The organism is Sulfidibacter corallicola, assembly GCF_017498545.1.
In the GTDB taxonomy this organism is placed as follows: Bacteria; Acidobacteriota; Holophagae; order Acanthopleuribacterales; family Acanthopleuribacteraceae; genus Sulfidibacter; species Sulfidibacter corallicola.
In genome coordinates this window covers 7,478,106-7,499,656 of the sequence record NZ_CP071793.1, presented here as the reverse complement: position 1 = coordinate 7,499,656, position 21,551 = coordinate 7,478,106, and the positions used below count along the sequence as shown (strand labels likewise).

The window sequence follows — 21,551 nt, the reverse complement described above, 5'->3', positions numbered from 1 at the left end:
CACATAGGAGCACGCATATGAGGAAGGCACTCGTTTGGCCGGCGCTGCTGGCTTTTTCCCTATGGTTACCGCCCATTTTCGCCATGGAGGTGCAAGGCAGAGTTTTCGATTACCTGAATGGAGAACCGCTCGGGTCCGTGGATATTCACGCAGCGACTGAGGATTTCTCCACAAAAAGTGAGAAAGACGGTTCATTTACGGTGAGCACATCGGACGCGACCCAGATGACGCTCGTGTTCAGCAAGGAAGGCTACGCACCCCTCCGCATCACGATTTGGCAAGATCGGCTGCCGGATGGGATGTTGCGTGTCGACCTCATGCCCCAAACCCACCTGCACGAGGAAATCGTCATTGTGGACGACACGCATCGCTTGAGTTACGAAACCACGGTGGATCGCGGCATCATCGCACGCGCCACGCCCGATGAAGCGGCCGCCCTGATCGGTCAGATTCCGGGCGGCGATACGGTGCGACGCGGCGCCGCCAATGGGGATCCGGTCTTGCGCGGCGCGCAGCAGGACCGCCTCAACCTGAGCTGCGACGGAGGCATGCGGGTCGAATACGCCTGCCCCAACCGAATGGATCCTCCCAGCGCCCACATCGACCTCAAGAGTTTGAAACACGTGGAGGTGGTCAAGGGCCCCTACGCCGTTCGCCACGGTGCGGTGTTCGCGGGCATGGTCAACATGGTCTCGCGCGACCTGCACTACAGCGACGACGGGACCTCCTTTTCCGGTGCGGTGGAAGCGGGTTACGAAACCAACGGAGAGGGCAAGACCGGCAATGTGGAGCTCGGTCTGGGCGGGTCGCGCCACGCCCTGCAACTGCAACTGGGCATCCGCGATTACGCCGATTACGACGCCGCCGAGGGCACCTCGATCCCCGGCGCGTTCAAACAGGATTCGATCCATTTGAAGTACCAGACGGCCTTGACCGCCCATGCCGACCTGAAGGCGGCCATCCACCGCGGTGAAACCACGGACGCGTTGTTTCCCGCCCTGCCGATGGACATGGATCTGAGTCGGGTCCTGACGGCCTCCCTCGAGTTTCGGCAACGTTTCGAACACGCGGCCGTGCAGTCCCTGAGTGCCCGGGTCTATGCCACTGATAACGAGCACCTGATGACCAACAAACGGCGGGAAATCGCCACGCGCATGGCCGCCGTCACCGACGCCGAAACCCAAACGGGCGGTGCACGCATCGAAGCCGAGAGCCTGCTGTGGGATGGCATGCTGACCTTCGGGTCCGACTACTTCACGAGTGTGAAGGACGGCATCCGCACCCGGGAAATGCTGATGGGCCCCATGGCGGGAAGGCAGATGCAGGACATCGTCTGGGCGGACACCGACCACGACACCATCGGCGTGTATGCCGAGTATCGCCGTGCGATCGGCGACCTGGTGAACATGGCGACCGGTGTGCGTCTCGACGAGGTGGAATCGATCGCCAAGCGACCGGATCCCCAATTCTCGGCCATTTACGGTAACGATTTGAGTGAACGCGACAGCAATGTCAGCGCCTTCGCGCACCTGAGTTTCCGGCCGAACGATCACCTGGAATGGGGCGTCTCGGCCGGCCTGGGAACCCGTTCACCGAACGCGAGCGAACGCTACATCTACCTGTTCCCGCTGGGCTTGGATCGCTACGACTATCTCGGCAACCCCAACTTGAAACCCGAAGAGAACCGCCAGGTGGACCTCAGCTTCGGAACCCATTTCGAAAAGTTCGCCTTGAAGGCGACGGTGTTCTACAGCGACCACCAGGACTTCATTTCCGCGCGCGAGACCGACCTGGTCGCGCCGCGCACCAACAATGTATTGGGTGTGAAGCAGTTCTTCAACATCGAGGACGCGACTCGCTACGGCGGTGACCTGACCCTCGACTACCGGCCCCATCCGGCATGGCACCTCCATACCACCGCCGACTACGTCCGCGGAGAAAACGAGGGCGCCGACGATCCCCTGCCCGAAATGCCGCCCCTGGAATGGCGGCTCGGCGCCGAGTACCAGCGCCAGCAATTTTCGGGTGGTCTCCTGTTCCGTTGGGTCGACGACCAGGATCGCGTGTCCCACCTCTTCTCGGAAACGCCCACAGAGGGCTTTTCGACGGCCGACCTGCGGGGTTCCTACGACCTGGCCGGGTTCACGTTGTCGGTCAACGTCGAGAACCTGTTCGACGAGGAGTATGCGGAACACCTGTCGCGCAAATTGAGAAGCGACGGCACCCGCATTCCCGAACCGGGAAGAAGCTTCTTCTTCACCATCCGGCGGAGTTTTTAAAGGAGCCCGGAAGCCCACGACGCGCCTGGGTCCCACGCGTTCCCGTGAGGATCCGGGTTCGGCCCACGATGGGAACCGGCACCGATACCGACTTCGCAACAGGCCACATTCGAATCCCGGAAAGCACACCGAGACACCAGGGGTGCCCGACCTTCTCCGACCCCACAGGTAAAAAGAAGACGGGCACCATCGGGCGTCTCCCCTGGCGCCCTCGGCGGGTCCGGCCCCCTAGGGCGGTCCCGGTTTACTGTCGGTCGCATTGGCCGTTGTCCGGAACAGGCGCGGCAGGACGGTTTGGTCGGCCCAGCTCGCGGGGATCCCTGCCGTTCGGGGTTCGTCGTCCAGGGTCCGCAACACGAGGGTCCGCCAAGCCCGGTGCTCGACCGAGCCCCACGGCTTCGGTGCGTCGCGCTCCGCCTCATTCGCGAAGAGCCGGTCGGCCCGGGACAAACGCCCTCGGATTTTCTCGTGCGAGTCGCTGACCGTCGACTGGTTGAGCGTCAGCCACATCGCCGCGATCAACGCGACTCGCGGGTTGTCGGGCTCCTCGTGCCGGGCGCGATTGACCAGGGCACCGGGGTTAAAGAAACCCGCGGTGCATCGTTTGGGGTCGAGCCGGTTGCCAAGCGCCAAAGCGAGGGCCAGTAGGGCGCTCGCCTCGGCATGGCGCGCATCGATGTCCTGAGCACGAAATAAATGAGAGACCGCCTCGTTCATCCAACGGATGGGATCTTCCACACCGGGCGTCACGGCCAGTGCGAAGCTACAGAATCCGGCGTAGTAGTGGGCCTCCACTTGGTGGGCCGGCTGGTTTGTCGCGGATTCGAAGGCGGCATGAGCCGAGCGCCACGCGGTGACGGCGCCTCTCTCTCGCGCGCTGGCCAGGAGGTCGAGAGCATTGGCCATGTCTTGTCCCAATGCGGGCGTCGCAAACGTGAACCCGCACCAAATCGCAAAGAGTATGGATCGCCCGTTCATGGCCGACTCTCCTTTCCCTTGGCCGAGTTCGTCGCCGCTGCGTTGATTTCCGCCAGCTTCTCGAGCGCGTTTTGGAAGCCTGGCCGCAACTCCAAACACTTCTCGTAATTGGACTTGGCCAGGTCAAGTCGACCAGCGACCAGGTGCGCTTCACCCAAGCAATCGTAGGAATTGAACAGGTCAGGGTAGCTCGCAGCCATCAGTTCGAACACCCCGGTCGCCCGTTCGAGATCCTTCGAGCGATACAGATAGTTGTAACCCACGCGAACCAGGGTCCACTCACGGAACCATTGCAGATCGGGGTCTTTCTCGCGGGCGGCCTTGTACTCGGCCAATAGCGGGGCAGCACCTTGTTCGCGGATTCGCTTCAATAACTCGATCTCGCGTTCGAAGAAAACGGCCCGTTCCGCGCGGCGACGCTCCAGTTCGGCTCGAGGCAGCCAGCGGCCACGCAGCAGGACACCCGCGAGGTCGCCCGCGTGCTCGATTCGTTCCAGCGGATTTCCGTTGAGCAGCACCAGATTGGCGCGTTTCCCCTCGACCACGGTGCCGAGGGTGCGGCTCGCGTTCAGCGCTCGGGCGCCGTTCACGGTGGCGGCACGCAATGCCTGGGCGGGCGTGAACCCCATCTCGACGAGCAGATTTAATTCGCGGCCATAGTCGAATCCCGACAAGTGAAGCCCACGCGTCGCGGCGCTCCCGATCGCGATGGGCACCTTCGCATCACGCAACAGTTCGAGTAGCCGAGGCAATCGCACTTTGGCCTGGGCCAGATCGGCCCGTTCCGCCTCGCTTTGTTCGGCATTTCGCAAGGGATCGAAAAAACGCTGGTACTCGGGGCCCACGAAGCGCCATTCGGGTCGGGCCAAGAAGGCGCGCGTTTGGGCCTCGTCCGCGCGGGCCGACATCAGACCCGTCAAAGACAGCGAGACGACCACCCCACGTCGCGCAAGCAGCGCCGCGTTGCGGGCGAAGGCGGCCTCGTCGATGAAGCCATAGGCACGGACCCCGTCGCTTCGAGGCACACCATCTCGAAAAGGCGAATCTTTCGATTGCGAGGAGGCGACCAGGGCATCCAGGCCCTCGAGTGAAATCATGGGTCCCATGTCTTCCACAAGCACGCCCTTGGGAACGTAACCCAACACCGGGAAATCATGCCGATTCGCCTCGGTCAGGAGCGCGTGGAACGCGGTCGGGGTGAGGTCGCGTGTGGCGCGGATGAAGTCGTAACCGCGATCCCCATGGTCCCTGACGACTTTCTTGGCGTCGTCCTCATCGTCAACCGTGATGTAAGGCCCGCGGATACGATCGTTGGTACTCGCGATCAGGTGCCAGCTCAAGTAAAGGTCCGGCGCCAGGAAAAAATCATGGTCCACGCGTGGCCGCCAGCTTTGGACGACTTCCGCCGCGCGCATGTGTCGCACCGCGGTGATGCCGTGAGAGGTCCAGTCGAACAAGGCATGGGGATCCAAGCCATAAATCGCGGTATCCACCAAACCCGGAATCAGAAACTTGCCCTTGGCCTCGATCACGGTCGCATCTTTGGGAACGGTCATTTTGGCGGTTGGCCCGATTCGCTCGATGATGCCGTGTTTCACAACGACCGTTTGATTCACGAGGATGGCCTTGGCACCTTCCATCGGAATCACGTTGACGTTTCGGAACGCGGTGAGCTCATGTGCCGTGGCAAAACTCAGGCCCCACACCAACAGCATCGCGAAAACGAATTTAAACATCTCCTTTCCCCCTCGTGAAATCGGGTGTTCCGCTTGGATCGCCCTTTTGGTTACGGTAATTTCGACCAGTGTACGGGGGCCGCGATTCACAGGATCGTGTCTTTTCGGTGTCTTTTCGATTTGGCACCTAACTTCAATAAAAACAACAAACTGAAAAAAACCTGCAGCCGGTTTGACGTGGTGTCTTTTTGGTGTCTTTTGCCGAATGGGGTGCGTTTGTGATCTAAAATGACGCGTAGGCCGCATTCCGAAATGCGGATGCTCGCTTTACCCTTAGGGAACCCTTTTTCCGGAGGCAGCGGTTTGGACACCGCCCCTTTTTCCATGGGTCGCTACCTAGTGTTTCCCGGCTTGAACCGCATCCAAGCGGGCGATCGCGTCGTCACCATCGAACCAAAGATGATGCGCGCCTTGGTGTGCCTGGCGGAGCATGCGCCCAATCCCGTGACCAAGGATGAGTTACGGGTCTTCATCTGGGGTGGGTACGAGGTGTCCGAGAGCGTCCTCAAACATTTGATTTGGGATTTACGCAAGTGCTTGGGCGACAAGGCGCGAACCCCGGAATTCATCGAAACGGTACCGCGGGTCGGCTACCGGTTGATCGCCGTCCCGGGCGAGCCGAGCCCACCCGGCCCGGAGAGCTCGGACCAGGCCGAATCGCCCACGGTCGAGCACACAGGGCCTCGCGCCTCCGACTCCAAGATCCGATTCAAATGGCAAGCCCCCCTTTTCCTGGCCGTGGCCGTGCTGCTCGTCTGGTGGTGGCGGCCAGCCCCCGCCCCCTCCCCTTCCCAGGAGGTCGCACCGAACCCCGTGCGGTATGCGGTGACGCCGTTCACCAGTTCACCGGGCCTGGAAATCGACCCCGCTTTTTCACCCGATGGCAAGCGCATCGCCTTCGCATGGCGACCCAATATGCACGCCGAATACGACCTCTACCTGCGCGATCTGGCCAGTAGTGAGCCCGTCCGAATGACGCGGGCGCCAGGCGACGATCTGGCCCCGGCATGGTCGCCCGATGGTCGCATGATCGCTTTCATTCGCGCCGGCGCGGGCGCCGAAGAAACCGGGCTTTTCATGTATGAGCTGGCGACCGGCGACATTTCGCGAGTGGACACGGGCGATCGGCACCTCATCCAATCCGTCGATTGGTCACCGGACGGCGAGTCGTTGGTCTTTGCGTTTCAGGTGGAGGGCCGGTTCCACCTTGGATTATGGAATCGGACGAAAGGCGACATCCAGCTCCCCGTGGCGCCGAGCGAACGGGGACTTGGTGATCGCGACCCGATTTTCTCGCCCGAGGGAGACCGCCTCGCTTTTTTGCGCACATGGTCGCCTTGGAGCGGTGATTTGTTTTTGTACCACGTGTCGACGCGGGAGTTGACGCGCCTGACCTTCGATCACGCCGGGATCGTGGGACTGACCTGGGACAGTGACGGCGGCCTGGTGTTTTCCTCGGATCGCACGCCGCCACGAGCCTTGTGGCGCGTCGATCCCGACAGGGCGTCCGTGCAATGGCTGCCGGTCCCCGCCAAGCACCCGCACAAACCCGACGCTCATGATGCGGGTGGCTTCGTATTCCAGGAAGTTTCCTGCGACCCCAACATCATGTCCCTCAACCTTGCAGATGGCGTCCTCACCCAAGACCCCTCGAATCTGGCGTCCACCCGACTCGAATACCACCCGCGTTACGACGGGAAGGGCGTCGGCCTGGCCTTTATCTCCGATCGGACCGGTGCGACGGAGATTTGGCTGCAGGCCACGGCAAACGGGACCCCGCGACGCGTGACACATTTGCATGGTCCGTTCATCGCGTCTTTCTCCTGGTCGCCGTCGGACTCGGAGATCGTGTTCGACACGCACGAGGACGGCCGAGCCGCTTTGCGAATCGTGTCGACCGAAGCCGGTGAGATTCGATCGCTACACGCGGACAACCACTTGGTCGTGGCGCCGTTCTGGGCTTCGAATGGCTGGATTTACTTCGGTTCCAACCGCTCAGGCGACTGGCAGATATGGCGCAAACACCCGGAAACCGACGAGCTGGAGCCAGTCACCACCCAGGGCGGCTTTCGCTGCGTGGAGGGAGTACGAGACGGCCGTCTCTACTTCCACAAACGCGACGATCGAGGGATCTGGAGCATGCCGCTCGCGGGCGGCCCAGCGAGTTGCGTGGTGGCGGACCTCGATCCGGTCAACGGTATGGATTGGATACCGGGCCACGAGGGTATTTATTACGTCCGCGACCGGGGACGCCGAGGTTTGGAGCTGGCCTTTCACGAGTTTTCGAAAACCCAGGTCACGCGGACCTACCCGATCTTCATGTTGTCGCCGTACCCGGGACTGTCCTTGTCGCCTGACGGCAGCCGCATCTTGATTGGGCGGGTGGAAGCCTACCAAAGCGATCTCATCCTGGCGCGGCGTGCCACCGATTGACGGCGGGCGCCACAAAGTCCGTCGATCCTGAAGCCTTTCTCGGACGGACAGCCCCGCGCGCCCGGATTCGGCCGCCAACGTGGCCGCACTGGAACGGGAGATCAGCGGACAGCCTCGCGCGCCCGGATTCGGCCCTCGTTCTGGATGACGCCGATCGCCAGCACGAGCACGAGGTCGCCGGCGGCACGGCCGCGGTGCCATGAATCTCTGCTTTGCGATGCAGCTCGATGCTTGATGGAGAGGGCCTGCGGTGCGGTGCCTGGTGGGACTCATCCCCGATCGCCTTTGGGCCTTCACGCAAAAAAACGATAACCCCTTCTCATTTACCACTTGCCTCGGAACGACGCTCCCGTTAGTATGGGATGGACGGTCTCCTACAACGAAGGTAATAGAATTATTTTTTCATTTAATCGCCATATTCGGTTCAGATGTATTTTCAGAATCGAACGCTCCCCACATTCCCGCCAATCTCACAACCATTTTCGAGCCGGCCCACCATACCTCAAACCCTAGATTCATGGAGCTTGAATCCTGGAGTGCTCCGAGGCCACATACTCCGAATCCTCCTGGTCACAGCACGCCATCACATACTATGAAACCCTCGAGTTCAAGTGCGAAACCAAGCCTTTTGGCGCACAGGAGGAACGGGGCCTTTCGGTTATCGTGGCGTGTCCCCTGTCAACACGTGACCTGGGGCGGTGCTTCCGTGCCCATCGGCTTTGGAAGACGGGAATCCGGTCACCCCAGCCACCCGAAACAGGTCCCACACATGAGGCCACCCTCGTGAATCGAGCAACAAACGGATGAGGAAGGATCATTTTGGATAGAAGAACGTTTCTCAAGATCTCAGCCATTCAAACCGGAGCGCTCGGGAGTGCATCCGCGGCCAGGACCGCGCCTGCCCGAAGGTCAGGACCCAAACCGCACGTCGTGGTCATCGGAGCCGGCGTGTTTGGCGGCTGGACTGCCTGGTACGCCCAACTCGCCGGCGCACGAGTCACGCTGGTCGACGCTTATGCACCGGGCCATTCGCGATCGAGCTCGGGAGGAGAAACGCGGCTGATCCGCGAGGATTACGGCACGCGCCTGCCCTACATGAACCTGGCGATTCAGGCGATGGAGCTGTGGCGGCATTGGCAGGACCAATGGAACACGACCTTGTTCACGAAAACCGGGCGTCTCCTGCTCGCCTCCCCCAAGGGTGCCAAAACCTGCCTTTCCGCCAGGGATCGATTGGAAGCGGCGGGGGTACCCAGCGAAATTTTGTCTTCGCAGGAGCTCGTGAAACGCTGGCCCCAAATTCACATGGACGGCATCGAGCTGGGTCTCTACAATCCGACTGCTGGCCTGTTGCGTGCGCGCGAGGCCTGCCGCGTCGTGGCCCAGAGGTTTCGCACCGCCGGTGGATCCCTTCGGCTCGCCAAGGCCCAGCCCGGCAAGGTGAAACAGGCCAAACTCGAGACCCTGTCGTTGAGTGACGGCACGCATTTGAACGCCGACATCTTCGTGTTCGCCTGCGGTCCCTGGTTGCCGAAGCTCTTTCCCCAGGTTTTGGGAAGGAAATTGAGGCCGGTCCGCCGCGACGTATTCTTCGTCGGCCCACCAGCCGGCGATCTTCGATTTTCGGTCCCCGAGCTTCCCGTCTGGGGTTTTCGCGGCCCGGCCAAAGATCCCAGGTTCGCGACCTATTACGGTTTCCCTTCGTTCGAAGGCCGGGGCATGAAACTCTGTCCGATGGATGAGCGCAACGACATCGACCCGGACATGGACGGCCGCCATGTAAACGCCTACCAAACCAAGCGTGTTCGCGACTTTCTGGCCTATCGGTTCCCCTTGCTGGCCGACCAGCCGATCATCGAAACCCGAGTCTGCCAGGTGACGGACAGCGTCAATGGTGATTTCCTGGTGGATCGGCATCCGGAGTGGCCCAACGTCTGGATGGTCGGTGGCGGCGCGGGTCATGGCTACAAACACGGACCGGCACTGGGCCGTTACGTGGCCGCACGCCTGCTGGAGCAGGATCGGGATACAACCCTCGACGCCCTGTTCACCTTGAAAAACCAAGACCTCGATGTCTACAAGCGCGATTGACGGAAGCACGCTCCTTTGAAACGAATCGGCTTGGAGTGCCCGAATCCCGAGAGATGCGTCGTGCCCGGTAGGTTCATCAGGGGCGGTAAGCCCGCCGGATGAACTTGTCGAAGTGATTCATACGAGGGGTTCCCGCATGCTTTGAGAGCCGGCCCGGCCGACACTTCGAAGCGGCCCAGGCTTCGCAAGAGCAAGTAGTAACAGAGCGAAGCAGATAAGTCGCGCCTCCAGATCTCTCGATGATCGATTTCTATCCATGCCAGGTCACTTCGATTGGTTGAGCAATTCGCGACTCTTCAGAAGCAAACCTGCTTGGAGCGCCCGAATCCCGAGAGATTCGTCGTGCCCGGTAGGTTCATCCGCCGGATGAACTTGTCGAAGCAATCCGCGCATCGCAGGTTCCAGACTTGAAAGAGAGAAGTCCAGCCCCTTGCTAAAGCATTGAAGCATTCGGCTTCGGAATGTGCGACCAGCGGTCGCACCTACCGGGCACGACGATCCTCTCAGGCAGCCGGGACCACCTTGCTGGCTCGCTTCGCGTGGTTTCTTACCCGAAATCGAGCTGGGGATGCCCGCTGGTCCGCGACCCTTCAGAAGCAAACCTGCTTGGAGCGCCCGAATCCCGAGAGATGCGTCGTGCCCGGTAGGTTCAGCAGGGGCGGTAAGCCCGCCGGATGAACTTGTCGAAGCAATCCGCGCATCGCAGGTTCCAGACTTGAAAGAGAGAAGTCCAGCCCATTGCTAGAGCATTGAAGCATTCGGCTTCGGAATGTGCGACCAGCGGTCGCACCTACCGGGCACGACGATCCTCTCAGGCAGCCGGGATCACCATGCTGGCTCGCTTCGCGTGGTTTCTTACCCGAAATCGAGCTGGGGATGCCCGCTGGTCCGCGACCCTTCAGAAGCAAACCTGCTTGGAGCGCCCGAATCCCGAGAGATGCGTCGTGCCCGGTAGGTTCAGCAGGGGCGGTAAGCCCGCCGGATGAACTTGTCGAAGCGATCCGCGCATCGCAGGTTCCAGACTTGAAAGAGAGAAGTCCAGCCCATTGCTAGAGCATTGAAGCATTCGGCTTCGGAATGTGCGACCAGCGGTCGCACCTACCGGGCCTTACCGGCCCTGCCATACCGGCCGTGCCCGACGATCCTCTCAGGCAGCCGGGATCACCATGCTGGCTCGCTTCGCGTGGTTTCTTACCCGAAATCGAGCTGGGGATGCCCGCTGGTCCGCGACCCTTCAGAAGCAAACCTGCTTGGAGCGCCCGAATCCCGAGAGATGCGTCGTGCCCGGTAGGTTCAGCAGGGGCGGTAAGCCCGCCGGATGAACTTGTCGAAGCGATCCGCGCATCGCAGGTTCCAGACTTGAAAGAGAGAAGTCCAGCCCATTGCTAGAGCATTGAAGCATTCGGCTTCGGAATGTGCGACCAGCGGTCGCACCTACCGGGCCTTACCGGCCCTGCCATACCGGCCGTGCCCGACGATCCTCTCAGGCAGCCGGGACCACCATGCTGGCTCGCTTCGCGTGGTTTCTTACCCGAAATCGAGCTGGGTATGCCCGCTGTTCCGCGACCCTTCAGAAGCAAACCTGCTTGGAGCGCCCGAATCCCGAGAGATTCGTCGTGCCCGGTAGGTTCAGCAGGGGCGGTAAGCCCGCCGGATGAACTTGTCGAAACGATCCGCGCATCGCAGGTTCCAGACTTGAAAGAGAGAAGTCCAGCCCATTGCTAGAGCATTGAAGCATTCGGCTTCGGAATGTGCGACCAGCGGTCGCACCTACCGGGCACGACGATCCTCTCAGGCAGCCGGGACCACCATGCTGGCTCGCTTCGCGTGGTTTCTTACTCGAAATCGAGCTGGGTATGCCCGCTGTTCCGCGACGCTTCAGAAGCAAACCTGCTTGGAGTGCCCGAATGCCGAGAGATGCGTCGTGCCCGGTAGGTTCAGCAGGGGCGGTAAGCCCGCCGGATGAACTTGTCGAAGTGATCCGCGCATCGCAGGTTCCAGACTTGAAAGAGAGAAGTCCAGCCCATTGCTAGAGCATTGAAGCATTCGGCTTCGGAATGTGCGACCAGCGGTCGCACCTACTGGGCCTTACCGGCCCTGCCCGACGATCCTCTCAGGTAGCCGGGACCACCATGCTGGCTCGCTTCGCGTGGTTTCTTACCCGAAATCGAGCTGGGTATGCCCGCTGGTCCGCGACCCTTCGGAAGCAAACCTGCTTGGAGCGCCCGAATCCCGAGAGATGCGTCGTGCCCGGTAGTAGGTGCGGTAAGGCAGGACCGGTAGGGTACGGCCGCGAGGGCACCGCCGCTAGAGCACGAGCTGTAGGGGTTTGGCCCTTCGATGGCCGTAGTGGGAAATGATGTCTTTCGAGGCCAGGGCCGATACATCCTATCGACGCCCGCGCAATCAAGCGAAGAATGGAAGCCCGACCCAACGCCGGAAAGACAACCTTCGGCATCCGGTTTCCCTCGGAGCCCATGGCACCCCATGGTTCCAGGAAGCCCCACCTTCGGTCGTGCCGAAAGACAGCCGCAACAGGAGTGAATGTATGTGCATGAAAGACCTCGAGCGAGGAGTCGCGTGTTTGCTGTTCAGTTTGGTGCTTTTTGGTCAGGCACCGACGCACGCCCAGGAGCGACGCATCATTTTGCCCCATTTCACCTTTGCCGACGGAGCCTGGGAGACGCGGTTGAGCCTGGTCAATCCGGACCCCCAGGCCGCGACCGTCACCATTCAAGCCTATGGCGAAAGCGGTACCCATTTGGGCTCGACCACCCTGTCCCTCGCAAACCTGGAGGGCTCCGACCAGGCCATCACCGAATTGTTCCCCCAAGCTCCCGAATCCAAGGGCTGGCTGGACCTGACGACGGCGAACGAAAACCTCAGCGGCTTGATGCGCTTCACCCACGTGTCGGGCGGTGGCACCTCGAGCCTGCCCTTGATGACCCAAACGGGTACCGATTGGCTGCTGCCCCTGTTGCAGAACGACGAGGCCCAACAGAGCGGGTTCGCGGTGACCAACACCGGTGAAACCACAGTCACCCTCACCTTGACCCTCGCCGCCCATGACAAGAGCTTTCGCGAAAGTATCACCCGGACGGTCCCGCCCCACGGCAAACTCGTGGCGATGGCTGCGGATCTGTTCGGCGACAACGTGCCCGAAAAAGCGAACCTGACCCTGAACGCCACGGGTGATGTCGCCGCGTTCGCCCTGACCTTCCGCAACGACGTCAGCCAGATCGTGGCCGTCCCGGGCAGCCGGTACGTACCCGCAACCGACGAAATGGGCGACTACATTCGTCAAAAGATGGCTACCGGCAACATTCCCGGTCTCGGTGCCGCCATCGTGGTCAACGGCAAGGTGGCCTGGACCGGCGGATACGGACTCGCCGATGTGACGAACGACCGGCCCGTCACGGCCGAGACGCCTTTTCTCCTGGCGTCGATCAGCAAGGCCATCACCGGGGTGATCTTCATGAAGGCCTGGGAAAACGACCTCATCGCCATCGAGGCGCCCATCAACGACATCTTGCCGTTTCGCGTGGACAACCCCTGGGTGGCCGGCGAAACCATCCTCGCGTCACATCTGCTCACCCACACCTCGGGCATCGTCGACAACGAGGACGTGACCGAGGAATCCTACACCTACGGGGCCGACTCGCCGATCGCGCTCGGCACCTTCCTCGCGGGGTACCTCACGCCCGGCGGGCAGTGGTACGACGAGGAGGTCAATTTTCTGGAAGACCGACCTGGCGACGCTTCCGAGTACTCCAATGTGGGCACGGCACTCGTCGGCTACCTCATCGAACGAGTCAGCGAAACGCCGTTCGCCACCTACTGCAAGGACCAGGTCTTCACTCCGCTCGGCCTCGACCGTACCGGCTGGTTCCTGGCGGACTTCAACCCGGCGGATGTGGCGATTCCCTACGAGGTCGCCGCGAACGGACAGTTCCAGGCGGTGGGCCACTACGGTTTTCCCGACTATCCCAACGGGCAGTGTCGTGCCAGCGCGGCCGACTTGGCCCGGTTCCTCGCCATGGTCATGAACGGCGGAACCCTCGACGGCACCCGCGTGCTTCGCGCCGAAACCATCCAGACCATGCTGGCGGACCGGCAGGTACCCCAGGGCCAGGATGACGAAGACACCGTCTCACAGGGTCTGCTGTGGTTCACCACCCGGAAGTTCGACCAAAACCTGGTCGGCCACGACGGTGGAGAATCGGGTGCCGATACCTTCATGTTCTTCAACCCCGACACGGGCATCGGCGTGATCACGTTGGTCAACGGCGATGGCGACGGCCTTGACCCGGATGCCCTGGACGACATCCAGGAACGGCTATTCAGCCACGGTGCGACCTTGAAGCGCCGAGCCAGGTAGGCACTCCGAACAAACGGAGCGGGCATACCCGGCTCGATGTCGCGAAAGATTCAAGGCGAGGCGAGCCGGCTCGGGGAGCCCGCATGCACGCAAGAGACGTAAAGCCTGTAGGTGGAGCAGCTTGCTCCACCAATCGAAGCCACATAACGCCATCTTTCCGAACACTTAAAGAGCGAAGCAACTCCAGTTGGCAGCCACGCGTCCATTGAAGCCCCAACCTGCGAGAAGCCTGTCGGCCGGGCCGGCTTACCGGCCGTGGCCAACCGACCGCCGTACCGACCCTCGAAGCATGCGGGCACTCCCGACTTGAATCCCTTCGAAAAGTACCCCCAGGGACAGGCATCGCAGGTTCCCCATCGTCAGCGCCGTCAAAGCTCGACCCGCAAAGCGACTCGAGGCCACGTAACCTAGATGACGCAATCACCTGACGATACTAAAGATGAGCAAGCCGCCGAGAAGCAGCAATCCGAAACCCGCAACCGCGAACTTCTTGGCGTTGGCGGGGTTCACGAGTTGCAGACTTTTCATGGCGTAGCTGGGCAGGGTGAAGGCAACCAAGGCCTTTAGGATCAGTAACCAGCCGTAGATCGTCAGAATCGCGGGGATGCCCGTCCACACGTTGTGAAACGCAACCACGATCGACCCAAAGCCAAGGCTGATGAAGCCGTTCACGAACACGCCGGCATGACCCCGTTCCCGCAGCCAAACGAAGAATTCGGCCCATGCGGTGGGTTGCGTGATGTGGGAGAGCCCGATGATCACGAAATTGACGGCGGCAAATATTTCTACGGCGGTTTCCATGGCAGTCTCCGTTGATCGAGAAGGTCACCAATGGGCGCATGCGAATGCGAGTTTCGACCAATGGATGGTGCCCACCGAAGATTGTAGTGAGCGATGAAAAATGGTGCAAAAAAGCGCGGTGAAGCCCCGCCAGGAAATTGAGAATATACCTGCGATACGAGGAATCAGGCGAGGCAAAGGGTTACCTCGGCCACACGCCAAAAGACGCGCCCCCTTTCGGGAGCGCGTCACGCCAGTCGACATCACCAAAAAGACCCTAGAATTGCCCCTTGAGTGACAGACGTGCGTTAAAAGGCGCTCCCACGGTCGCCTGATGGGTACTGTGTGAGTTCGGGAAATAGAGCTCGTCGGTCAGGTTCTCGATATTCAACTGAATCCGAATCTTGTCTGACACGTCGTAGTAAGCCGCTGCATCAAAACGGGTATAGCTCGGCAAAACCGCGCTATTGCTGTTGTTGATGAAGCTCTCGTCCTGGTAGGTCATCCCGAGCCCCAAAGAAAACAGTTCCGTCACTTTAAAGCTGTTCCAGACCGAGAACATGTTTTCCGGCAGCTCGCGCGGACGCAGAACGCCGTCCGCCTGCTCACCATCCAAATAGCTATATCCACCCGAGATGAACCATCGATCCGAAACCTGCCCTTGGAGCTGTAACTCGATTCCTTCGACCGAGGTTTCGATCACGTCAAAGGTTCCGGCGTCCGAATCGGCGACGACCGGCGACTCCTGTTCAATCTCGAAGACCGCGGCAGTCAGGCTCAGGCGTCGGTCGAAGTCCCACTTCACACCCGCCTCGAGGTTGGTGAAGGTGTTCGGATCCAGCCGATTGTTGTCACCATTGATGTTGGCGAACTGCTCGCCGCTGCGTGGCAGGAAGGATTCACTGTAGCTGGCGTAAAAGGAGGTGTTCTCCTTTGGCTTGTACACCAATCCGAGGCGCGGCGAGACCTCCTGATCCTCCCGGGTCCGTACCTCATTGGCGGGAACGTTGAAAACCTCGATGTCGAAGCTATCGAAGCGAGCGCCGAGGGTGACATCGAATTTGTCCGATATTTCGATCTCGTCTTGAAGGTAGAACGACAACACTTCAATGTTCACGCGCGTGTCGTCATTGAGATTTGTCGAGAAACTGTTGTTTGTGGTCCGGCCGTCGGCCAGAACGCCGACACCGTTCGTGAGAACGATCGGACGCGTCGCCAAAAAGTTCGCCTGGTCGGTTCTCGCGCCAGGCACGCCGGCAGCGACATCGGCAGCCGAAGTATCGAAATACGAGTTGTAGCGATTCTGGTCCGACGAGGTGTCGATAAATTCAGCACCGAAGATCACCGTGTGCCGAACGTTGGCCGCATCGAACTCGCCGATCAGGTCTCCCGACAGAATCGTGTTCTTACGCAGGGTCGTGTCCACATATCCGTCAAGCTCGACGATGTTCGTCGCTTCATCGTAGTCGCTGGCGTAGAAGTTCCGGTAGAGCTTGTCGTAGTTGCCGTGGAAGGCGCTGAAATTGCCCTTGATGTGTTCCGAGAATTTGTGCTCCAGTTTCGCGCGAATCAAGTGGGCCTCGAGCTCCGTCGTATTGAGCTCTCCATCCCCGAAAACCACGTCTTCGAGGGCTTCAACCGGGCGCCCGTCGTCTCCTGTCGGAATACCACGGTCAACGAAACGCTCGTGATCGGCATATTCATAGGATAAGTCGAGGGTGGTCGACGGGCCGAGCGCGAACTTGACGGTCGGATTGATGCCGATCCGATCACCATCATAAAAATCGCGGTGATTTTGAAGGCTTTCGTAAAAAGCATTAATCCGGAAAGCTCGCCTGTCGCTAACGCCGAAGTTGCTGTCGATCTGGAGACCAAATTCGCCAAACGAATCGGATCCGGCCTGATATCTCGTGAAACGCTCGCCAATCCTGCCTTTCTTCGTGACGCGGTTCAAAATACCGCCTGTGCCGCCACGCCCAAAGAGAAGCGCGTTCGGGCCACGAAGAATCTCCACCTGCTCCAGATTGTAGAGAGGACGGTAATACTGAACATCATCGCGAACGCCATCGATGAAGAAATCCGCCGTGGACCGTACGCCACGGAAGACAATCGCATCACGGTGGCCTTCGCCCTGCGACGTATTCACACCAGGTGTGTAGTTGATGATGTCGCCGATGCTCGTGAAGCCCTGCTCCTCGAGCTGGACGGCCGTCATGATGGAAAGGCTTTGCGGCACGTCGATGATCGGCGTTGGGGTTCTCAGCGCATTGATCAGGTCAGTGTACAGGTACTTCCCGATGACGACCATTTCCTCTTTAGTCTCGGCCTCTTCAGCCTTTTTAGCGGGCGCCTCTTTTTTGTCCTCGTCAGCGATCATTGCGACGACTGGTGTCGCTGCGTGCGCCATGGGCATCGCGGCGCTCGAGTTCAATTGAGCGGGTATGACGGTTGCCTTTTGCCGGACGGCGGCCGTGGCCGGTTTTGAATCGTTCAGGATGAACTGACGTTCAGAGCTGATTTCGAGTTCCTTCTTTTCAGGTTGTTGGTCGAGCTTCACGGCATCTTCGGCCGAGAAGGCAAAACACGAGCACAACAGCAATGCAACTGACAAGCGCATACAAACCTCAATTTCTAAATTTAGGACTCAATCTCAATTTTTATTGCGAAACATTATCTATTGGGTATGTTTCGAACGCAAGCGAATTCGGCGTGCGATGCCGGTAGGGCACGGCCGGTATGCCACGGCCGGTTGGGCACGGCCGGTATGGCTGCCACACCTGACCGGCACGACGAATCTCCCACACCGCGGCAACTTGGAGCGGTTTGTTTCATGCGGGCAGCCAACACCCATCCGGAAGAAACGGTTCGGAAAAGCGCGACGGCTGACGGCATTTTCGAACAAGTCCCCAACCGCTCGCGACGGATATTGACCGCTTACACCATCGGATCGACCGCTTGCGGTACCGGCCCGGTTCGACGCGGAACAGGGTCCGTAGAATGAGCTATCCAACTTGAATCCGTATCGTGGATCTGGACGGGAGCGCTCCTGCGCGGGCTGCATGCGCGCGGCTGTGGAGATCCATCTTGGGAAAAAGGCCTCGCATCCGGCCGCGGTTCCGTCATCGATCCCGGTAGCTTCCATGCGTTCGAGCGAGAGTCAAACCACGAAAACCAACAGGGAGACGGCATGAAGAAGAGATCCAAATTCGCGATACTCGCACTGAGCTTGGGGATGGCGCTCACCTGCACAGCCCATCCACCGATGGCGGATGACGTTCACGGGCCGCATGTTGCCGACCCGAACGCGGTACTGAACCAATCCAGCGATGCCTTGCTCCCGCCGCTGCTCGACCTGGCCGAGACATACCGCCTGACGAACCGGTACGTGCACAGCCGAGCGCTGCTCGAATTGGGCCTGGACGTCGCCCCGGACTCGGCCTCGCCCAATGCTTGGAAAGCGCGGATCCTCCAACAGTTGGGCAGGACCTTGACCAGGCAAGGGCATTTCGACGCCGCCGACGACGTCCTTTCCGAAGCGAGGCAGCTCGCCACCGAGGGAAGAGATGACCTGACCCGAGCGGCGGCCCTGAACGCGATGGGCAACAACATGCTGGTGCAGTGTGGTTTCGAGACCGAATTGATCTTTGACGCCTTGACCGCCCTGCACGAGCAGGCATGGGCCATCCACCGCGAGTTGGTCGTAGCCACACCGGCAGACCCCCGCGCCTGGTCGGGCCTGGGCGAGTCCTTGTTCCACATGGGTTACCTCGCCGAGCGGGCAGGCCATCCGAAACGCGCCGCCGCACGGTACCGGGAAGGCGCCGCCGCCGCGGAAAAAGGCGGCAACCCCGTGGTCCTCGGGTATTGCCTGCGTCACCTGGGCCAGATTGCCCTGAACGAGAACCGACTCGCCGAGGCCGAACTGTATTTCAGGCGCTGTGTGACCGCCCGAAGTCGCGCCGGCTCGGTGTCCGGGACCGGCTTCGCGATCTCCACCCTGGCGACCTTCCTCTACGAACACCGGCGAGACACGGATACGGCCATCGCCTGGCTGTCGGAAGGACTGCGAGTGACCCGGAGAACCCAGGCCCACGCGGCCACCGCAGTGCAGCTTTTGGACCTCGCCCGAATTCACCTGGCCGAGCACCGAATGGACGAAGCCGTCAAATACGGCAAAGAATGTCTGGATCTCGCCCGGCGCCACGAGCTGCGGCGGGTGCGCGAAGAGGCCGAGCGCCTTCTCGTCGAAGCGAGGGATGGTCAGTGAACGGAACCCCCTTCGAAAAACCGCCGCCCCCAGCCCATGAGCCATGACATCTGCTGATAGAATGCTTTTCATGCCAGACGCCGATCGTTTCGAATTCAACCGAGCGCCCCCGCGCACAGGCCCGCCAAGCTGGCCGGGCGAAGCCACCCTTGCCGAACGCTGGACGGCCGACCGGGCGACCCTCTTCTGGAAGGCGCAATTCCTGGGCTGGGGCCTGTACGGGCTCGGGTCGTATTTGGCACGGCTCCTGGCATTGAACACCTACATGGGCATGTACATCGGCCCGGCCAGGATCCTGCTCGCGGAGATGGTGCGCGTGACGATGGCTTTCTCCATGACCCTGCTGCTGCACCTCCTGTATCGCCGGCTCTGGGCCCGTTCCCGTTCCTACCTGACCCTTGGAGCCATCGGTGCGATCTGCTCGGTCGGATGCGGCCTGGCCCTCATGTTCGGCTTCAAGGTCGCCTTGCTGCCCAGGCTCATCCCCGATCTCGCGGTCTCGGGTCCCTCCATGTACCTCAAGTTGGCCTTCGATTATTCGATGGTCTTTCTGGCCTGGAGCGCCTTGTATTTCGGCACCAGATACTGGCTCGACGTCGAGGTCCACAAACAGGGCCTGCTCCGGTCGGAGGCCCTGGCCCGGGAAGCTCAGCTCCAAATGCTTCGCTACCAGCTCAACCCCCATTTCCTGTTCAATTCCCTGAACTCGATCCGGTCCCTAATTCACGAAAACCCCGAATCGGCGGGAGAAGTGGTGGAAGAGCTGTCGGATTTCCTGCGGAGCTCGCTGCTCCGCGAAGCCGTCAGCCAGGTCACCCTGCGCGATGAAATCGACACCCTGCGCAGCTATCTGGCCGTCGAAAAAATCCGCTTCGAAGACAAACTCGTGTGGCGTTTCGAGATCGAACCCGAAACGGCGTCATGCTTGTTGCCCGCGTTCCTGCTCCACCCCCTGTTGGAGAACGCGGTCAAGTACGGGATGAAGACCAGCCCCAAGCCGCTGCGCCTGTCGCTTTCCGCCGTGCTCCGCGAGGACACACTTCACATCGAGGTCGCCAATTCGGGGCGGTGGGTCGACCCGGAGGCGACCAAAGACGATGAGTGGGGGCAAAGCACGGGGCTTGGATTGCGCAATGTTCGGGAACGCCTGAAGTTCAGCTATCCCGATGGGCACCGCTTCACCGTTCGCGAGGCGGACGGCTGGGTCCGCGCCCGGATTTCCATCGGCAACCCGGGATCACCGCCATGACGAAGCCGCTGCGCTCGATCATCGTGGACGACGAACGGTTGGCCCGAAGCCAACTGCGGCGGATGCTGGAGCAATGCCCGGGCAACCAGGTGATCGGCGAGGCCGAGGACGTGCAGGGCGCGGTCGCCATCATCGGCGATCTGAGGCCGGATCTGGTTTTTTTGGATATTCAACTGGCGGGCGAGTCGGGATTTTCGGTCCTGGAACGCATCGATCCCGCGATTCAGGTGGCCTTCGTGACCGCCTACGATGCGTTTGCCATTCGGGCCTTCGAAGTCAACGCCCTGGATTATCTGCTCAAACCGGTGCGAATGGCCCGCCTGAAGAAGACGATCAGGCGCATCCAGACCGGAGCGCGGCCGTCGAAAGAGGGCGGCGCTTTGGCCTGTGAAGACCACATTCTGGCGGAGTCGGGCCATCGAAAGCACTTCCTCAAGGTCCAACACATCGTCTGCATCGTGGCCGAAACCCCCTATGCCCGCATTCTCACCGAGGACGGCCAGAGCGTCATGATCCTCAAATCCCTCGCCGATTGGGAAAAGCGGCTTCCCCCGAAGAGTTTCGTCCGAGTCCACCGCTCGACGATCGTGAACGTGGCGCATATCGAGCGCATCGAAAAATCCGCCAATTACAGCTACCAGGTCTTCATGAAAAACTTGGCGGAACCGCTGAGCATGAGCCGCCGCTACGCCCGCCAGCTCAAAACGCTTTTTTAGTTGCCCCGCGAAACGGGACTTGGAGCCCGCAGCCCTCGCCCAGGTCGCCCTTCCCAATCCAGGAACCAGCCATCGAAAGAGTCGCGGACCAGCGGGCAATCCCGGCCGATTTCGGGAAAGAACCACCTATTCCGATTCTGGCCAGGAGCCATGGGTCATTCTCCTGAAAACCCGAAACTCAGGGAACCAGGCAAGGATGGGCATTTTGGACCTACCCCCAACGCATTCCGAATGCCCCCTGCTTACATTTGGGTGCTTCGCTCCTTGGCGTTTCGGATCTGCGCGACTTTGATCGCTTCGAAAAGTCGGCCGGGCCGGCCAACCTACTGCGACGACGTCTCTCTCGGCATGCGGGAACTATGGAGGCAACGTACTTCGACATGGACGTGATACGGAGTGAGTGGCTTCGCTCTTGGGCTTCCTAAAAAACCGTTGCCTGGATCACTTCGAAAAGTCGGCCGGGCCGGCCAACCTACTGCGGTGCCGACTCTCAAAACATGCTGGAACTCTGATTATGGGTCGCTTCGGCAAGTTAAACCGGCGGGCTTACCGCCCCTGCTGAACCTACCGAACACGACGAATCTCTCGGCATTCGGGCACTTCGGGCAGGTTGGCTTCGGGCGAGGGCTGGCGATTCCACCGAA

At 60.7% G+C, this 21,551-nt stretch carries 11 protein-coding genes; 7 read left to right on the top strand and 4 right to left on the bottom strand.

Annotation, left to right across the window (positions count from 1 at the left end; translation table 11 throughout):
• Positions 1–17: 17 nt before the first annotated feature.
• Positions 18–2,279 carry a TonB-dependent receptor domain-containing protein gene (locus J3U87_RS23060; protein ID WP_337249539.1) on the top strand — a complete coding sequence of 754 codons (2,262 nt, stop codon included), beginning with the start codon at positions 18–20 and terminating at the stop codon, positions 2,277–2,279.
• A 228-nt stretch (positions 2,280–2,507) separates the two neighbouring features.
• Here the strand turns inward: J3U87_RS23060 and J3U87_RS23055 are convergent, their stop codons facing one another.
• The gene (locus J3U87_RS23055) at positions 2,508–3,257 is read right to left on the bottom strand and encodes a hypothetical protein (RefSeq protein WP_237378132.1); all 750 of its coding nucleotides are present in this window, start codon (positions 3,255–3,257) and stop codon (positions 2,508–2,510) included.
• Complete coding sequence (locus J3U87_RS23050) at positions 3,254–4,993, bottom strand: amidohydrolase family protein (protein ID WP_237378131.1); 1,740 nt, start codon at positions 4,991–4,993, stop codon at positions 3,254–3,256. Before J3U87_RS23050 ends, J3U87_RS23055 begins: the two co-directional genes overlap by 4 nt.
• A 303-nt stretch (positions 4,994–5,296) precedes the next feature.
• Here J3U87_RS23050 and J3U87_RS23045 point away from each other — a divergent pair, with 303 nt between their 5' ends.
• The 3 genes from J3U87_RS23045 to J3U87_RS23035 all read left to right on the top strand — a co-directional run bounded on the left by J3U87_RS23045 (position 5,297) and on the right by J3U87_RS23035 (position 13,895).
• Entirely contained in the window at positions 5,297–7,426 is a 2,130-nt protein-coding gene (locus J3U87_RS23045; RefSeq protein WP_237378130.1) for a winged helix-turn-helix domain-containing protein, read from the top strand.
• Between the two features lie 930 nt (positions 7,427–8,356).
• Positions 8,357–9,517 carry an FAD-dependent oxidoreductase gene (locus J3U87_RS23040; RefSeq protein ID WP_272932517.1) on the top strand — a complete coding sequence of 387 codons (1,161 nt, stop codon included), beginning with the start codon at positions 8,357–8,359 and terminating at the stop codon, positions 9,515–9,517.
• A 2,584-nt stretch (positions 9,518–12,101) separates the two neighbouring features.
• On the top strand, positions 12,102–13,895 hold the full coding sequence (locus J3U87_RS23035; RefSeq protein ID WP_237378128.1) for a serine hydrolase domain-containing protein: 1,794 nt from the start codon (positions 12,102–12,104) through the stop codon (positions 13,893–13,895).
• A 420-nt stretch (positions 13,896–14,315) separates the two neighbouring features.
• Here J3U87_RS23035 and J3U87_RS23030 read toward each other — a convergent pair whose 3' ends face one another.
• Both J3U87_RS23030 and J3U87_RS23025 read right to left on the bottom strand, forming a co-directional pair.
• Complete coding sequence (locus J3U87_RS23030) at positions 14,316–14,696, bottom strand: hypothetical protein (protein ID WP_237378127.1); 381 nt, start codon at positions 14,694–14,696, stop codon at positions 14,316–14,318.
• 256 nt (positions 14,697–14,952) lie between these two features.
• A complete protein-coding gene (locus J3U87_RS23025; protein WP_420038317.1) occupies positions 14,953–17,052 on the bottom strand; it encodes a TonB-dependent receptor in 2,100 nt (699 codons plus the stop codon).
• A gap of 810 nt (positions 17,053–17,862) precedes the next feature.
• On the opposite strand from J3U87_RS23025, the gene J3U87_RS23020 reads away from it, so the two are divergent.
• The 3 genes from J3U87_RS23020 to J3U87_RS23010 all read left to right on the top strand — a co-directional run bounded on the left by J3U87_RS23020 (position 17,863) and on the right by J3U87_RS23010 (position 20,907).
• Positions 17,863–18,942, top strand: a complete 1,080-nt coding sequence (locus J3U87_RS23020) for a tetratricopeptide repeat protein (RefSeq protein WP_237378125.1) — start codon at positions 17,863–17,865, stop codon at positions 18,940–18,942.
• A 70-nt stretch (positions 18,943–19,012) separates the two neighbouring features.
• Positions 19,013–20,191, top strand: coding sequence for a sensor histidine kinase (locus J3U87_RS23015; RefSeq protein WP_237378124.1), 1,179 nt, complete (start codon positions 19,013–19,015; stop codon positions 20,189–20,191).
• Positions 20,188–20,907: a LytR/AlgR family response regulator transcription factor gene (locus tag J3U87_RS23010; protein ID WP_237378123.1), complete on the top strand. Its 720-nt coding sequence runs from the start codon at positions 20,188–20,190 to the stop codon at positions 20,905–20,907. The genes J3U87_RS23015 and J3U87_RS23010 overlap by 4 nt, the downstream gene beginning before the upstream one ends.
• Positions 20,908–21,551: the final 644 nt, after the last annotated feature.

Excerpts from the sequence above, each read along its gene's own strand:
- J3U87_RS23055 (WP_237378132.1), bottom strand. The coding sequence starts at position 3,257 with ATGAACGGGCGATCCATACTCTTTGCGATTTGGTGCGGGTTCACGTTT.
- J3U87_RS23025 (WP_420038317.1), bottom strand. The coding sequence starts at position 17,052 with ATGATCGCTGACGAGGACAAAAAAGAGGCGCCCGCTAAAAAGGCTGAA.
- J3U87_RS23030 (WP_237378127.1), bottom strand. The coding sequence starts at position 14,696 with ATGGAAACCGCCGTAGAAATATTTGCCGCCGTCAATTTCGTGATCATC.
- J3U87_RS23050 (WP_237378131.1), bottom strand. The coding sequence starts at position 4,993 with ATGTTTAAATTCGTTTTCGCGATGCTGTTGGTGTGGGGCCTGAGTTTT.
- J3U87_RS23015 (WP_237378124.1), top strand. The coding sequence starts at position 19,013 with ATGCCAGACGCCGATCGTTTCGAATTCAACCGAGCGCCCCCGCGCACA.
- J3U87_RS23020 (WP_237378125.1), top strand. The coding sequence starts at position 17,863 with ATGAAGAAGAGATCCAAATTCGCGATACTCGCACTGAGCTTGGGGATG.
- J3U87_RS23060 (WP_337249539.1), top strand. The coding sequence starts at position 18 with ATGAGGAAGGCACTCGTTTGGCCGGCGCTGCTGGCTTTTTCCCTATGG.
- J3U87_RS23010 (WP_237378123.1), top strand. The coding sequence starts at position 20,188 with ATGACGAAGCCGCTGCGCTCGATCATCGTGGACGACGAACGGTTGGCC.